The sequence below is a fragment of the Aliirhizobium wenxiniae genome (assembly GCF_019511445.1).
Classification (GTDB): domain Bacteria; phylum Pseudomonadota; class Alphaproteobacteria; order Rhizobiales; family Rhizobiaceae; genus Neorhizobium; species Neorhizobium wenxiniae_A.
In genome coordinates, this window is sequence record NZ_JAEUAN010000034.1 from 1 (window position 1) to 13,583 (window position 13,583).

Below are 13,583 nucleotides of genomic sequence, written 5' to 3' on the forward strand. Positions count from 1 at the left end.
TGCAGGCGTTCCCATTCTGCGGTCGCTTCAGCCCAATGCTCGTGGTCGTGCCCGTCAGCACGTCCAGCTTGTTCCCAAAGCTCATATGCCCGCTTTGTGATCCACTCTTCCCGTTGTTCTGGCATATCTTCTTCCCAATTTTATACGAATCCACACGCTCGCCGAATTGACGTTTATGAGGGAAGTTCCCGCACCGTTATGAGGGGTGGACGGGCTGCGGACTTGGCACATCTGTTGCGACCAGGGATCGTGCCGACATCCGCTGTTGTGAAATGCGAGATATGTCGGTACCGTCATCGCATGCGAGGAAGATTACCAGCCAATGTAATACTCAGGCCTGCCGATCTGGCAATGCTCGAGCGCGTATTTGCTCAAGTCATACCAGAACATGATACACATCCCGATGAATTGGCGATGTTGCTGGTCCGGCTTTTTCAGGACGGTGTCACGGATGAGCGTGAGCTTCTAATCGCCGCCGAAAAATGGTTTCGTTGATTTCCTTCGACGAGGGGAAGCAACAATAGAGGGGCGCTATCTCCGCTCCGCCGCTGAGTCGCGCCATCCAGCCGGAGACGCTCAGAGATAGCTCGTTTCACGCTGAATTCCGGTGGAAAGAAACGTGGAAGCAGGAGGATGAAAAATTTGCCGCCAGAAAATTTGGGAAGGCGTTGATGTTGCTTCCATTGCGCGTAGGCGTCTACGTGCCTGACGATCTCCTTGAAGACTGGTTTGACGAGGGCACCGGCATGAACCCGGTAAGCGCCAAGGCGTTGGAACGGGCACAGGCCTACGCAGAACGTTTCGAGTGCGAGTTTAAATACTACCCGGAAAGGATGGAAGGCGTTTTCTGGAAATGGGTGCCAGCCATCTGATAGTACTCAGTGCTACGAAGACGACAGTCGCGACGCAGCCTGCCACCCGTCAGCGCCTCACTGAACCGGACATATCTGTCGGCAAGAACATCAACACCGCGCCGTCCAACGATCAAGCTACCCGGGCCAGCCGCCGGATTGTCTGCGGGGGCTGCCCATATTGCCGGATGAACGCTTCGCGCATGCGGCGAAGGTCGGTAAAGCCAGTCTCCTGCGCAATCCGGTCCATCGGATGGCGTGTCTCTTCCAGCATCAATCGAGCAGCTTCAAGACGCATCTGCTCAACCGCCTTGGCCGGCGTTTGGCCCGTTTCCGAACGAAATGCACGGCTGAACTGACGTGGCGATAGCGCCGCGACTTCAGCCAGTTCGTCAACAGTGAGCGTGTCGGAAAGATGGGATTTAGCATGGATCAGCGCCTTCTGGATACGATCGCTGCTTGGCGCAATCTGCAGTAATTCCGAATGCTGAGACTGGCCCCCGCCGCGGCGATGGTGCATCACCAGGCGACGTGCGATTGCGCCTGCCAGGTCCCGCCCAAGGTCGTTCTCAATCAACGCCACGGCAAGGTCCAGCCCGGCAGTGAGGCCCGCTGATGTCCAGACCGGCCCCTCATTGATGAAGATGCGGTCATCCTCCACGCGTACGTTCGGAAAGGCTTTGCGCATCTCGTGGGCATAAGACCAGTGCGTGGTTGCGCGGCGTCCATCGAGCAAGCCCATTTGGCCAAGAAGAAACGAACCGGTACAGAGGCCTGCAACCCTCCGGGATTGTTTCGCCAGATCCCGCAGTGTCGCCAGTGTTGCCTCTTCTTGCTGCGGAGGCGGTGCAAGACCGGCCAACAGCAGCAGCGTGTCGACGGGACCGACCTCTCCCAATTTGATTGTCGGAACAGCAAAGCCGCTCGAAGACGTGATTGGGCCGCCTTCGACGGAAGAAATCGACAGCGTATAAAAATCTTCGCCTTTCAATCCATTCGCCAACTCGAAGGCCGCCTGTACGCCCAGCGCCAGGAATTGGAAGCCTTGTGTCAAAACCATGGAAACATGAGGCATGCCGCCCTCTACAACACGATGACCGAAAAACGTAGTTTATACGTCATATCGGACAACGGCCATTCGGTCCATAACATCCTTATCGAGAGCGACGACGCTCTCATCATCAAGGAAGGAACCGACCAATGACGACCAAGGGAACTGCCCTCATCACAGGTGCTTCAACCGGGATCGGCGCAATCTACGCAGACCGGCTTGCCACTCGCGGCTACGACCTCATCCTCGTTGCCCGCAACAAGGATAAACTCCAGTCACTCGCCTCGTCGATTTCGGACCGGACGGGGCGGGCGGTCGAAGTTCTGGCTGCAGACCTCGGAAACGCGACCGATCTTGCTGCAGTCGAAAAGGTGCTGCGCGAGGACGCAAGCATAACTGCGCTGGTGAACAACGCGGGGATCGGCACGCATACCTCGCTGCTGGAAAGCGATGTGGAGCGGATGGAGGCGATGATCCGCCTCAATGTCACTGCATTGATGCGCTTGACCTATGCCGCTGTCCCCGGCTTTGTCGTCCGTGGTGGCGGCACCATTGTCAATATCGCATCCATTGTCGCAGTTGCGCCGGAGTTGCTCAACGGCGTCTATGGCGGGACAAAGGCCTTTGTTCAGGCGTTCACCACGTCGCTGAACCATGAACTGGCAGATAAAGGCATTCGTGCACAGGCAGTTCTGCCGGGCGCCACACGGACAGATTTCTGGGCACTTGGTGGTTTGCCGGTCGAGCATCTCCCGACTGAGATCGTCATGCAGGCAGAGGACATGGTTGACGCTGCCCTTGCTGGGTTCGATCAGGGCGAAACCAACACGATACCAGCGCTCAAGGACGTCGAATTGTGGGATGCCTTCGAGACCGCCCGCCGTGCACTCGGCCCGCAGCTTTCCGCGACCCATTCGGCTCCCCGATTTAAGGTCGTCGCCTGAGGCCTGGCTAAGAAAGTCTGCTGCACGCAAAGAGCTAGAGAACGTAGGCGAAACCAAATCCGCTATGGCAAAAAAAGGGATGGTGTGATGGGCATCATCCCTTAAGAAGCGGTAACATCGAGCAGTGACAAACACGGATGCCGTGATCGAACTCGGTCAGACGGTGGCTTGGCGCGGGTGGCGTTCCTTAGCCCGGCTAGTCGACGGTTGTTGAGAGCCCACGTTGGTAGCGAAGGCCGGCCGGCGTCAGGCGGTATTGGCGGTTTTTACCGGCTTCGCCACGCGTTTCGGCCAGCCCTCGGGAGACTGCCAAGTTGCCCGTTTTCATGCCAACGCCCGAAGGCGTGACGCGCCAGGCAATCGGTCCGAGGTGGCGCATCAGAGCCCTTAGCCTTTGCGGGTCGATTTCAACCATATCTGCTCCGATCGCCCGGCGAACCGCGGGATGACGGCGAAGTTGCACTCATTCGAGATGCTGACTGAGATTTGCGGTAAATACTTTGTGCATGATCCGGGCAACCGCTCTCTCGATCGGGGCTTCATATGCAAGGTCTGGATCCGCGGCGAGCGCAGCAAGCGTCCGGTCGATCAGCGCCTCACGCTCGTGTCCGGCAAGGAAATAACGCAACGAGTATCGCTTCAGCAACGGCCTGAGGGACGTTGTATCGAACTGGCCTTGTGGCTCATGAGAGGATTTGAGCATGGTGCCCCCTCCATTTGCAGGCGGGAGCACTTGAAAACTCTCGGCCACCAGCGCCTACACGATCGGTTGCTGATGATGTACTGACATTCAATCAAAGCGGGCGACGTGTCGAGCGTTAACACTGTACGGCTCCGTACGCTTCATAAACATGAGACATACTTGCTATCGTACGAAGGCGCACTATTCTTCCTTTCACGGTGTCGCAGATCGTTCTGGCGCAGGCACTTTGAGAGGCTCTGTCTCCCGCCGAAACGGAGGAGACATGATGGCATCGTTCATATCCAATCGCTTTCACAATCAGCTTCTGCGATGTGTTCCTCCAGACGAGTTGGATCACTTTGACGATGATCTTGAAGTGGTGCAGCTCTGCGCTGGAGATGTGCTCGTGATACCCGGCGCAAATTTCGAACACGTTCACTTCATCGAGCAGGGAATGGCCGTCGTGACGATGGCAACAACTGGCGGCCGGTTTCTTGAGGTATCGCAGATTGGATCGGAGGGAATAGTGGGGGTATCTGCGATTTTGGGGTCTGACGAGACGCCTCTGCGCACCGTTGTCCAGATAAGCGGAGTGGCTCATCGTCTGCCTCTAGATCGCTTGGCTAAAGCCATGGATGAATGCCCATCGCTTCGATCGACAATGCTGCGATATGCGCATGTGTGTATGTTGCAGATTGCTGACACCGCGACATCTCTGGGGCGTTTTACCATCACCCAAAGGCTCGCCCGTTGGATTCTGATGGCTCACGATCGCTCTGAAGAGGATACATTGTTCATCACTCATGAGCGCCTGGCAGCATTGCTTGATGTCAGAAGATCTGGAGTGACGGACGCTGTCGCCTTGCTGGAGGGTGATGGCATGATCAGAGGCTGCCGCAGCCACATTTACGTGCGGGATCGCCAGAAATTGAGAGCCAAGGCAGGCATTAGTTATGGCCGTACCGAAGACTTTTATCGGAGAATCCTTGATCAACCTCAGGCAGTTGCCGGAGACTGAACTTTTCTTCCGACCCGCCAGACTGACGTCGGCGTCAGCCGGCTGATGCCGTCGGTCACCGTCCGAATATAGCCTCGGCAGCTACGCGTCGTCGGCCAATCTCTGCTGTCGGTCGACATCGGTCATCGCGTTCTGCTGATCGAGGAGATATCGCTCCACGTCTCCACCACAAGCTTCCTTGATCTCGGCCACCGTGAACCCTTCTGCTTCGGCGGACTCCACCAAGGTTTTCGCCTGATCGCGAAAATCGGCCTTGTTCTCGTGCAGGCCCGGGTCGCGAATGATTTCCTGCACGCGATCGTCCAGCCAATCGGTGATACCAGCCATCTTCATGTTCCTTTCAGCCAATGCTTCAGTTTGCTGCCGGAGTGCAGCACTCGTTTTCCTCTCGAGGGGTTAAGGCGCCAGGCATTCCTCACAAATGCCGCAGCCGTCTTCGTCCATGGCGGAGTTGGGACGCTGGCGACAGCAGCAGAGGCAAATGGCCATCTCGTGTTCAGTGTTATGCGCCGGCGGTAAAATCTCAATGTCGGCGTCCGAAAACATCTCGGTCATTGCATCATCCATCCCGATGCTCCCAAAGCGAAGATCGCGACTCGAAATAGGACCGCATTTTCAGCGAACAAGATGATTTCAGATGAGCTGGAAAAATTTCGAGCGGGGTCTTGAACGACAAAATCTCAAAAACCAAATCGGTCAGCGCCGACGGCCAACCGGGGGTCGGCTGACCGAGGATGCGGATTCCCCGCTTCCTTCCATGTTGCTTTACGGAGGATATGGTTATGAGAACTGAACTTGATTTTGCCCCGCTCTATCGTTCGAGCATCGGCTTCGACCGCGTGTTCAAACTGCTCAGCAATACGCAGCGCCTTAACGCGGTTGAGACCTGGCCGGCCTATGACATCGTCAAGACTGGTGAAGACGACTATCGTATCACGATGGCGGTGGCAGGCTTTGGCGACGGCGATGTCGATATCACCCAAGAGTGTAATGTCCTGGTGGTCAAGGGCGGGAAAGCCGAAGAGCTCAAAGGCGAGTATCTCCACCGCGGCATCGCCAGTCGTTCTTTCGAGCGAAAATTTGAGCTTGCCGATCATGTGAGGGTGGAAGGGGCCGATCTAAAGAATGGCCTGCTGACAATCGCCCTGAAGCGGGAGGTGCCGGAAGCCATGAAGCCGCGCAAGATCGAAATCGGCGTCGCTTCAGCCGCTAGCGAGCCGCTCCGGCTCGAACCCGACCGTAAGGTCGCCTGACCGAAGGCCCAGGAAGAATTAGCGATCGCTATCAGTCGGCCCGATCAGGGCCGGCTTCAGTCATCAATCGGTATCGAGCGAACGAAGGAGGTTGCCATGTTGCTCGCTCAATTTGACAAGCCCGTCTACGCACAGCGCCGGTATTTCGTGCAGGAGATCACCGGACTGGATGACGTATTCGATTTTCTCGACGAATGGCCCATGGAGAAGCGCAATCTCGCTTACGAGACTCTTGTCCGGTACTGTCGTGAAGCGGCGAACGGTCACTGGCCGATCGACGCGGTCCGCGAGAACTTTCGTATTTTTCTGAAGCAGAACGATAAGCTTGCCGAGCTAGAAGATGTTCCGCCCCATCGCAGGCGTGACACTGGCGCGAAGATCAGCGGGGCGTGATCGTCCGAAGGAAAAGCTGAGAAATTTTTACCGCTCTAGTGGCCGGTGTAGATCCGGTGCATTGTCTCTGCGGCTGCCTTTTCAACCGGGATTTCGAAGAAAATTTTCGGATTGCTCGCCAAAGCCTGAAACGTTCGCTCGATCAAGTCGTCTTTCTCTGGTCCAGCGAGATGGTACCGCGCCGCGTAACGGCCCAACAGCGTTCTCAGTATGCGCATGTCGCTCGTGGAAAGACCCCGGCTCCCTCTGTTCATGTTTTCCTCCCTGATCTTACCGGTCCCGGAGGTCGCCCATATTAGCGCCTTCGATTATTCCGACGAGGCCCGAAATAATTTCGGAGGTGTCTGACATCAAGGAGCCGACGCCAATGCAGCCTGCCGTTGGGCGGTAAAGCTGACCGTCACCTTGATTATCATCCCCTAAAACACACCTATCGCCGTGAAGCTCTTGTCTTTGGAGGAAAGATGGTAGCGGAACCGTATACGGCCGATGATCCAGAAACCCGCCTGGCGTTGTTCGACTTTGCCTTCGAAAATGCTCCGATCGGGATCGCTCTGGTCGATCTTGAGGGGCGCATCATTCGCGGCAACGCGGCTTTCGCCAAGTTACTATCGCTTCCGCTCGAAAAGGTGCTGGGAACGCATTTTAGGGACTTTACCCATCCGGACGATATCGAGGCGGACCTCATTCTGTTCCAGCAGGTGCTGCAGGGAAGGCGCGACGGCTACACGATCGAGAAGCGTTACCTCCGGCCATTTGGCGAGGTCGTTCACGTCATGATCCATGTTGCCGCGATGCGCGATGCTGCGGGCAAGGTCGTTCGCTTCATATCGCAGATAGAGGATATCACCCGCCACAAGGCGCACGAGCGTCAGCTCGCCGAGCGGGCGGCGCAGCTTGAGTTGGCGCTTGAAGCTGTTCGTGGCGGTTTTTGGCAGATGGACATCCTGACAGGCAAGTTCGAGACGTCGGATCGATTGGCTCAGTTTATCGGAGGCCCGACGGCGGCGCGGCTCGATCTTGAGCGCTACGTCAACAGGGTCAACGTCAACGACGGCGCCAAGGCCGATCTTACACCGCTGATTGCTGGTGAGCTCGATCAGAATGTCGCCGAATATCGGTTGGACACCGTCCACGGCGAACGCTGGATGCGTTGCGATCGGCGGCTTTTGCGTGACAGCGATGGCCGACCGGTGAAGATTGTCGGGATGGCAATCGATTTTACCGAAGAACGACGCCGGATCGAGATGCTGGAGGAGACGGCGCGCACCGACGCGTTGACTGGATTGCTGAACCGGCGTGGTCTGTCGATAGAATTTGCGGCATTACGGTCTGCCGATGGTTTTGCTGTCCTTGCACTCGACCTTGATGGCTTCAAGGAGGTCAACGATGCTCATGGCCATGCAATGGGAGATGTCGTCCTGCAAACCACAGCCGCGCGCCTCACCTCAGCCGTCAGAGACCGGGATCTTGTGGCACGCACGGGCGGGGATGAATTCGTCGTGGTTGTCGCGGGTGATCAGTTGACGGGGGAGGCGGCGGCCGAGCGGATCCTTGCACGGATGAGGGAGCCTATCCCAATGTCCAATGAGATCGCCGACGTTCGCACGAGCATAGGCGGGATCTGGACGAGCGAAAAGCGTGATGTATCCGAGCTCCTGAATGAGGCCGACGCGCTTCTATACGATGCGAAGGCTGCCGGGAAAGACGCCGTCAGGTTCAGTCGGCGTCCCGGGTAGTTGCTTCGGAGGAAGCGGGTTCCATAGGACCAGCGGCAGACTTTGATCGCGGGGATCGACGTGCGACGAGATCATTGTATCTAGACCTGAGGTCGGACATCTCGTACTCGCCACTGATCCACAGCTCTACCCAAGCCAGGAACTCGGGGTCATCGTCGATAGGCGTGCCCCGTGACATCGCCTTGGTGCGAACCTGATCGAAGATCATTCGCCGTCTGTCGCTGTCGATTGTCAATTTGCTCATCCTCGATGACGTCGGAAAGCGCTAAAGGAAAACTGCGATCCCCTCCGTATTGACGACATAGATGAACTCTTCCCATGCCTCATGAGCCGACGCGAAAGATTCATTCCAGTCGGTGACCTGGTCTTCTAGGCTTGTCACTTCCATCCGCCAATCATCTGCGCCCGCGGGCCGGAAGATTTCCACAAGGACGGTAATCCCATTGTCGGTGTAACGGCCAGAGAGTTCGGAGCGTTCGGAGTGCGGCTGATGGGAATTCATTGTTTGTCACCGGATGGATATGGCGATGCATTGGCTGGCAACGTACGGGTCTCGCGCAGTCAAGGGGGGACTATTTAGATCGTGACGGTCTCGACTTTCTCGCAGGACCGAGACCCATCTCCCTGTTCAGCTTTTTCTGAGCGAGTTTGCGGGCGCGGCGAATGCCTTCTGCCTTTTCTCGGGCGCGCTTTTCCGAGGGCTTCTCGAAGTGCTCGCGCAAACGCATCTCCCGGACGATGCCCTCCTGCTGCAGTTTCTTCTTGAGGACGCGCAAGGCTTGGTCGACGTTGTTGTCTCGGACGAGGATAAGCACGGTGGCTCCTAGTGTGGTGAAATCGGCTCGGGGCAATCGATAAACGCATGTTCGCGCAGATTGCAATGGTCGATCCCTGGACGAATTGTACTGTCGCAAGCTTCGGCTTTAGCCTCGCGCCGGTGCCTCCCCTCTTCTGCGGTAGTTTTCTTCCGGTCCAATAGTTGCCAGTGTGAGGAGTGAACCTTTGGTCGAACTTGAATACCCTTCTGGAAGTTAGCCACCCAAATGACGTGTCAACGGTTCGTATCGGCTCAAGACCAAACGTGAGCTTTCGACACTTTTGCTCTCTGCTCTCCGCTGATAATCTTCCGTCAGGGCCTCCGTCCGCTTGCTCTGATGCGTTAATGGGCTATTTAGCAGGCAGTGAAACTTGAGGTTTTCTGTTGATCAAAGCCAGACCTGTATTTCTTCTGCTTTGCGCCGCTCTTATTCCGATGCTGATGCTGGCCGCTTTGATGGGCTGGTTTGTCATTCGCGAATGGCAGACGGCTATTGCGGACGAGCTTCTGGATCGAGCGTCGTTGCTCGCCTCAGCCGTCCAGCGTGATCTCGAAACCCAGATCCAGCTTCTTTCATTAGTCGCTGAGTCACCCCGACTGGATCTGCCCGTTTCTCGAAGCAGTTTCGCCGAAACCGCCCGCCGCCTGAAGGCTAAAGCACCACAGTGGGAACAGATCAGAGTCAGTAATGATGAAGGTGACATCGTGTTGTCCTATCCCGCGCTCGCTGCTTCCGCAGGGCGAAAGGTGGTCGATCAGGAGAGCCACGAACGAGTGTTGAAGACGGGCACAGGCGTCGTTGGAAACGTAGTCATAGGTGCAGGGGGCAAGGCCGCCTTCCCGGTGCGCGTCCCCATCCAACGCAACGATCGGACCAAAGCGGTGCTTTCGGCTGTTGTCCGCCCAGAAATGATTGCGAGCATTCTTAGGGACAGCGGGCTTCCAAAAGGCTGGTCAGCCTGGGTTACTGACCGTCATGACAGGCTCGTTGCTGCCACCGCTGTATCCGACCTTGAAGGAAGGCCTGCTTCCGAATTCGAAGGTGCCGTCGAGGGGGAACGTTTCGAGTTGTTCGACGGCTCCAGTCTTCAGACAGCCAGTGCGTTGCTCGAGGGTACACAGTGGCGTGTGCGTGTAGGGCTGCCGTCGGTGATTTTCGAGCGACCAGCTCAACAGGCAATATTGCTACTTGCTGCTGCAGGAGCTTTGATTGCAATGCTTTGCGCTCTTGCTACTCTGCTGCTTTACCGCGAGCTGCGCGCACGGGCCGTCGAACGTGAAAGTGTCGCCAACTGGCAACGCATGGACGCTTTGGGAAAGCTGACAGGTCAAGCGGCTCATGACTTTAACAACCTTCTCATGGTTTTTCAGTCCGGCGTTGAGGGAATCGAGCGGCGCAGGAACGACGAGGAGCGTATCACGCGGCTTCTGAGCCATATGAAAGAAGGCCTGATCCGAGGAAAAAACATCACTCGCCGTCTCCTGTCGTTCGCAAAGCGGTCGAACCAAGGTGCCGAGCACATCGAGCTTTCGGCTAAGTTTGAGGAGATAGCCCCGCTCCTCAAGCAAGCCCTCAACGACAGCATTTTGCTCGACATAGACCTTCCCACCGATATCTGGCCGATCCACGCCGATCCTGTTGGGCTCGAAATCGCGCTCATAAACCTGCTGACAAACTCCCGGGAAGCGATGGCGAACGGGGGAAGGGTATCGGTCAGCGCTCGTAACGTTCCGGAGGGATCTTTTGAGGACAAAAGGATAAAGGGACCAGTCGTTGCGATCACGGTCGGTGACACAGGTAGCGGCATTTCCCCCTCTGACTTGGAGCGGATATTTGAACCCTTCTTCTCAACGAAGGACGACAAAAGCCCGGGGCTCGGTTTGACGCAGGTCCACGGCTTCGCCATAGGTTCGGGGGGCACTATCCGGGGAGCGAGTCTCCTGGGCCAAGGCAGCGCCTTCACGCTATTTCTGCCAAGGTCAAATGCCGGGAGCCTGATTGGCGGGAACGCATCGCCAGCAGATTTTCCAAAGTGTCTGTTGATCGTAGACGACACACCTGCTTCTTTGGAATCCGCCCGTCTCGCGTTGGATGGGTTGGTTGCCGATATCATCACGGCGCGCAGCGGATCGGAAGCGCTCGAACTGATGCAGAGCCGCACTGGGTTTGACGCTGTACTCAGTGACGTCATGATGCCAGGCCTGTCAGGCATCGAGCTCGCCGAGGAAATTGCTCGCCGGAGGCCGGAACTCCCAGTCGTGCTTATGACTGGCTATAGCGATAAGCTTGAAGCGGGTGCTGTCGTGGCTCGACCTGTTATCACCAAGCCTTTCACGGCAAAAGAACTCGCCGCCGCATTTGCGGTCGCTCGGACGGCGGTGCCTGATCTTACAAACGTTGTTCTTTTCGATCAATCCACGCGATCTTAAGTGTGCGACGCAGTGATCCGATGCCAGCTTATCTGCTACTGGAAGCTGTCAGCATCTCTTTTACCTTCTGAGCAAAATCATCGATTGCGAAGGGCTTTGTGATCATTTCCATGCCGGGTGCGAGGAACTCGGCACGCGCTGCAGCGGCCGCTGCGTAGCCAGTGATGAACAAGACACTCAGGTCAGGTCGCGCAGCAATGGCTATCTCGGCGAGTTGCCTGCCGTTCAGGCCTGGAAGACCCACATCAGAAACAACCAGATCGATCCGGCCTTTGCCTTCGATAATGGGCAAAGCTCGTGTGCCGTCGACCGCTTCAATCACACGATACCCGAGCTCTTTGAGTGTATCGACGAGAAGCATGCGAACCGAATCGTCATCTTCGACCACAAGAACTGTCTCGCCCTCACCCCTGGGAAGGGCAACTTCGACTTCCTTTTCCAATGAAGTCTGTGCTTCTGTTTCACGGGTTGCGGGAAGGTAGAGCTTAATTGTGGTTCCGAGGCCCAGCTGACTGTAAATCCGAGCGTGGCCACCGGACTGCTGTGTGAAGCCATAGATCATCGAGAGGCCAAGGCCAGTTCCCTGACCGATCGGCTTCGTGGTGAAAAACGGATCGAACGCCTTATCGATGGTTGTCTGAGACATCCCTGTCCCGGTGTCACTCACGGCGATCACGACGTAACTTCCAGGTTGAAGCGTCTCGCCCTTGACGAGATCAGCTTCTGTGAAAGCAACGTTCGTTGTTTCAATTGTCAGTTGGCCGCCTTCAGGCATAGCGTCGCGGGCGTTAATCACCAAGTTGAGAATGGCGCTCTCAAGTTGATTGACATCAGTCTCGGCCTTCCATGTTTCTTCATCGACGTTGATTGCCAGTTCGATCTGCTCACCGAGGGTGCGCTGAAAGAGTTCTTCCATCGACGCAACGAGTTGCTTCACATCGACAGATTTTCGGTCGAGGGACTGGCGCCGAGAAAACGCCAAGAGGCGGTGCGTTAGCGATGCGGCCCGATGTGCGGACGAAGTCGCGGCATCGATGAACTTGTCAAGATCGTCTGTCCTGCCGGCTGCTATTTTCCGCTTAATGATCGAAAGAGCTCCGATCACCCCCGTCAGCATGTTGTTAAAATCGTGCGCGATACCGCCAGTCAACTGCCCAACGGCCTCCATCTTCTGAGCCTGCCGCAGCTGCAGCTCTGTATCTTCCAGGATAGCCTTTTGCTGCTTCTCGAGCGTCACATCACGACCGTACGCGTAGACACGATCGCCCTCGCGGGACGTCATCCATGAGATGATCCGGGGCGAGCCATCGTTATGAGTCATCCTCACCTCGAGTTCAGTGTGGATGCTGTCTGCCGCCTTATTTAGTTCGGAACGCGTCTGGTCGCGGTCCTCGGGCCAAACGCTGTCTAGTACCCTTTTGCCTATTATTTCCTTCGGCGCATGACCGAGGATCTCCAGCCATGATGGGCTGACATCCAAAAACACGCCTTTTGTATCGATCACGACGAGCAAGTCGCGAGAGTTCTTCCAGACGCGGTCGCGCTCACGGAGGCTCTCGCGCGCGACCTCGGCGAGCGCCTCGTTCGCTTGTCGCAAGCTTTGCTGCGTTTCTTTGGCTTCAGTTATATCAAAGATAACCCCAACATAACGACGGCCGCTGGTGTGGACGTCATCGACGTACTCACCACGGCGCGCAAGCCAACGCTCTTTTCCATCGGAAGCGCGCTTGACGCGAAATTCTTTGTTCCCCTCGCTCTGAAGTTCATCTGCAGCACTAAGATCGATAATCGGATCATCGTCAGGATGGATAAAGTTGTTAAGCGTTCTCACCGGCAGAATTTTGGTGGGGTGTAAGCCGAACAGCCTGCAAAGTTGTTCCGAAACGCTGATCGTCCCATACCCGACGGTATATTCGAACGTACCGATCCCGCCTGCAGATTGAGCAATGCGAAGTTGCTCGTCGACACGCTTCTGTTCGGTGATATCTATCAACGTTCCGATGAATTTCGCCGGCTCCTCGTCATCGTCGCGAACGGCCCTGCCGCTGGCGCGAACCCAGCGATAGCCACCATCGGCGCGGACCAGCCGATATTCTTTGGAAAAAACTTCCGAACCAGCGAGAATGCCCGCAACTGCGATCTTGACGCGTTTCAGGTCATCTGGATGTATTGACACGAAAAAACGATCGGTCGAGACGCCATCGGCAAGCTCGACCGGATCCTGGTTCGTAATCGTCGCAAAACGCGCATCCGCAACAAGGCGCTTGTTGGCGATGTCCCATTCCCAGCCGCCGACTGCGCCGGCGGCATCGAGCACCAACTGCAGGCGTCGCTGAGCAGCGTTCATTTCTGAGTCTAAGTGTTCGGCGATCGGACCGCTCGCATTTTCAATCATTTCGCTCCGC

The 13,583-nt window shown here is 56.5% G+C and carries 16 protein-coding genes; 8 read left to right on the forward strand and 8 right to left on the reverse strand.

The window, feature by feature from the left end; genetic code table 11:
* Positions 1-125 (reverse strand): DUF2934 domain-containing protein (locus JNB91_RS31805; protein WP_220328823.1); only part of this gene is annotated, 125 nt, incomplete at its 3' end.
* A gap of 226 nt (positions 126-351) precedes the next feature.
* Here JNB91_RS31805 and JNB91_RS28200 point away from each other — a divergent pair.
* Positions 352-495 (forward strand): hypothetical protein, encoded by a 144-nt coding sequence (locus JNB91_RS28200; RefSeq protein WP_220328771.1) that lies wholly within the window; start codon positions 352-354, stop codon positions 493-495.
* A 176-nt stretch (positions 496-671) separates the two neighbouring features.
* Positions 672-872 (forward strand): hypothetical protein, encoded by a 201-nt coding sequence (locus JNB91_RS28205; protein ID WP_220328772.1) that lies wholly within the window; start codon positions 672-674, stop codon positions 870-872.
* Positions 873-984: 112 nt separating this feature from the next.
* On the opposite strand, the gene JNB91_RS28210 is transcribed toward JNB91_RS28205, so the two are convergent.
* Entirely contained in the window at positions 985-1,926 is a 942-nt protein-coding gene (locus JNB91_RS28210) for a GlxA family transcriptional regulator (RefSeq protein WP_220328773.1), read from the reverse strand.
* Between the two features lie 125 nt (positions 1,927-2,051).
* Here JNB91_RS28210 and JNB91_RS28215 point away from each other — a divergent pair, with 125 nt between their 5' ends.
* Complete coding sequence (locus tag JNB91_RS28215) at positions 2,052-2,846, forward strand: SDR family NAD(P)-dependent oxidoreductase (RefSeq protein WP_220328774.1); 795 nt, start codon at positions 2,052-2,054, stop codon at positions 2,844-2,846.
* Between the two features lie 196 nt (positions 2,847-3,042).
* Here the strand turns inward: JNB91_RS28215 and JNB91_RS28220 are convergent, their stop codons facing one another.
* Both JNB91_RS28220 and JNB91_RS28225 read right to left on the reverse strand, forming a co-directional pair.
* On the reverse strand, positions 3,043-3,261 hold the full coding sequence (locus JNB91_RS28220; RefSeq protein WP_220328775.1) for a hypothetical protein: 219 nt from the start codon (positions 3,259-3,261) through the stop codon (positions 3,043-3,045).
* A 48-nt stretch (positions 3,262-3,309) separates the two neighbouring features.
* The gene (locus JNB91_RS28225; protein WP_220328776.1) at positions 3,310-3,549 is read right to left on the reverse strand and encodes a hypothetical protein; all 240 of its coding nucleotides are present in this window, start codon (positions 3,547-3,549) and stop codon (positions 3,310-3,312) included.
* A 265-nt stretch (positions 3,550-3,814) separates the two neighbouring features.
* Between JNB91_RS28225 and JNB91_RS28230 the strand changes: the two genes are divergently transcribed.
* Positions 3,815-4,546, forward strand: a complete 732-nt coding sequence (locus JNB91_RS28230) for a Crp/Fnr family transcriptional regulator (RefSeq protein WP_220328777.1) — start codon at positions 3,815-3,817, stop codon at positions 4,544-4,546.
* 81 nt (positions 4,547-4,627) lie between these two features.
* On the opposite strand, the gene JNB91_RS28235 is transcribed toward JNB91_RS28230, so the two are convergent.
* Complete coding sequence (locus tag JNB91_RS28235) at positions 4,628-4,873, reverse strand: hypothetical protein (protein ID WP_220328778.1); 246 nt, start codon at positions 4,871-4,873, stop codon at positions 4,628-4,630.
* A gap of 455 nt (positions 4,874-5,328) precedes the next feature.
* Here JNB91_RS28235 and JNB91_RS28240 point away from each other — a divergent pair, with 455 nt between their 5' ends.
* From JNB91_RS28240 to JNB91_RS31350, 3 genes are all read left to right on the forward strand, one after another.
* A complete protein-coding gene (locus JNB91_RS28240; RefSeq protein WP_220328779.1) occupies positions 5,329-5,799 on the forward strand; it encodes an Hsp20 family protein in 471 nt (156 codons plus the stop codon).
* A 96-nt stretch (positions 5,800-5,895) separates the two neighbouring features.
* On the forward strand, positions 5,896-6,192 hold the full coding sequence (locus JNB91_RS28245) for a DUF982 domain-containing protein (RefSeq protein ID WP_220328780.1): 297 nt from the start codon (positions 5,896-5,898) through the stop codon (positions 6,190-6,192).
* 464 nt (positions 6,193-6,656) lie between these two features.
* Positions 6,657-7,931: a diguanylate cyclase gene (locus JNB91_RS31350; RefSeq protein ID WP_220328781.1), complete on the forward strand. Its 1,275-nt coding sequence runs from the start codon at positions 6,657-6,659 to the stop codon at positions 7,929-7,931.
* 265 nt (positions 7,932-8,196) lie between these two features.
* Here JNB91_RS31350 and JNB91_RS28255 read toward each other — a convergent pair whose 3' ends face one another.
* Complete coding sequence (locus tag JNB91_RS28255; protein WP_220328782.1) at positions 8,197-8,433, reverse strand: hypothetical protein; 237 nt, start codon at positions 8,431-8,433, stop codon at positions 8,197-8,199.
* Between the two features lie 70 nt (positions 8,434-8,503).
* Positions 8,504-8,746: a 30S ribosomal protein S21 gene (gene rpsU, locus JNB91_RS28260; RefSeq protein WP_220328783.1), complete on the reverse strand. Its 243-nt coding sequence runs from the start codon at positions 8,744-8,746 to the stop codon at positions 8,504-8,506.
* A 386-nt stretch (positions 8,747-9,132) separates the two neighbouring features.
* Between rpsU and JNB91_RS28265 the strand changes: the two genes are divergently transcribed.
* Entirely contained in the window at positions 9,133-11,178 is a 2,046-nt protein-coding gene (locus JNB91_RS28265; RefSeq protein ID WP_220328784.1) for a response regulator, read from the forward strand.
* Between the two features lie 28 nt (positions 11,179-11,206).
* On the opposite strand, the gene JNB91_RS28270 is transcribed toward JNB91_RS28265, so the two are convergent.
* Positions 11,207-13,573: a PAS domain-containing hybrid sensor histidine kinase/response regulator gene (locus JNB91_RS28270; RefSeq protein WP_220328785.1), complete on the reverse strand. Its 2,367-nt coding sequence runs from the start codon at positions 13,571-13,573 to the stop codon at positions 11,207-11,209.
* Between the last annotated feature and the right edge of the window lie 10 nt (positions 13,574-13,583).

Excerpts from the sequence above, each read along its gene's own strand:
- JNB91_RS28200 (WP_220328771.1), top strand. The coding sequence starts at position 352 with ATGCTCGAGCGCGTATTTGCTCAAGTCATACCAGAACATGATACACAT.
- JNB91_RS28205 (WP_220328772.1), top strand. The coding sequence starts at position 672 with ATGTTGCTTCCATTGCGCGTAGGCGTCTACGTGCCTGACGATCTCCTT.
- JNB91_RS28210 (WP_220328773.1), bottom strand. The coding sequence starts at position 1,926 with ATGCCTCATGTTTCCATGGTTTTGACACAAGGCTTCCAATTCCTGGCG.
- JNB91_RS28215 (WP_220328774.1), top strand. The coding sequence starts at position 2,052 with ATGACGACCAAGGGAACTGCCCTCATCACAGGTGCTTCAACCGGGATC.
- JNB91_RS28220 (WP_220328775.1), bottom strand. The coding sequence starts at position 3,261 with ATGGTTGAAATCGACCCGCAAAGGCTAAGGGCTCTGATGCGCCACCTC.
- JNB91_RS28225 (WP_220328776.1), bottom strand. The coding sequence starts at position 3,549 with ATGCTCAAATCCTCTCATGAGCCACAAGGCCAGTTCGATACAACGTCC.
- JNB91_RS28230 (WP_220328777.1), top strand. The coding sequence starts at position 3,815 with ATGGCATCGTTCATATCCAATCGCTTTCACAATCAGCTTCTGCGATGT.
- JNB91_RS28235 (WP_220328778.1), bottom strand. The coding sequence starts at position 4,873 with ATGGCTGGTATCACCGATTGGCTGGACGATCGCGTGCAGGAAATCATT.
- JNB91_RS28240 (WP_220328779.1), top strand. The coding sequence starts at position 5,329 with ATGAGAACTGAACTTGATTTTGCCCCGCTCTATCGTTCGAGCATCGGC.
- JNB91_RS28245 (WP_220328780.1), top strand. The coding sequence starts at position 5,896 with ATGTTGCTCGCTCAATTTGACAAGCCCGTCTACGCACAGCGCCGGTAT.
- JNB91_RS31350 (WP_220328781.1), top strand. The coding sequence starts at position 6,657 with ATGGTAGCGGAACCGTATACGGCCGATGATCCAGAAACCCGCCTGGCG.
- JNB91_RS28255 (WP_220328782.1), bottom strand. The coding sequence starts at position 8,433 with ATGAATTCCCATCAGCCGCACTCCGAACGCTCCGAACTCTCTGGCCGT.
- JNB91_RS28270 (WP_220328785.1), bottom strand. The coding sequence starts at position 13,573 with ATGATTGAAAATGCGAGCGGTCCGATCGCCGAACACTTAGACTCAGAA.